The sequence below is a fragment of the Nosocomiicoccus sp. HMSC059G07 genome, assembly GCF_001815515.1.
Lineage (GTDB): Bacteria > Bacillota > Bacilli > Staphylococcales > Salinicoccaceae > Nosocomiicoccus > Nosocomiicoccus ampullae_A.
Genome location: NZ_KV820882.1, coordinates 1 through 359 on the forward strand (window position 1 = coordinate 1; position 359 = coordinate 359).

Consider the following 359-nt stretch of genomic DNA (forward strand, 5'->3'; position numbering starts at 1 on the left):
CGTCGGCGAGATGAAAAACTCCCCGTCGCTATGGAGGTTATCGTCGGCGAGAGTCAGATTTCATCGACGATTCAAGCAGTATCGTCGGCGAAAATCGGGAAAACGAGAAATTCACCGACGATTCGATCATTCCCGTCGGCGAATCAAAAATTCATCGACGAAAGTCTCATCTGCGACGGTGAAATAAACTTTTCGCAGTCGATTCGGGGAATCGTCGGCGAAACCGAAGTTTCCCAGTCGATTCGATACAATCGTCGGACCAAATCACGAAAATCACGCATTTAAAACCCGCTCACTGGGTATAATGATTAATGATCATCTCAACAACTGAGATACGACCACTATTTTAAGGAGGTGAA

General features: G+C 46.2%; 1 protein-coding gene. It reads left to right on the forward strand.

Translation table 11 applies throughout. From position 1 onward, the window contains the following. On the forward strand, positions 1-285 hold a 285-nt coding region (locus HMPREF3029_RS09575; protein ID WP_210400789.1), incomplete at its 5' end, for a hypothetical protein. Between the last annotated feature and the right edge of the window lie 74 nt (positions 286-359).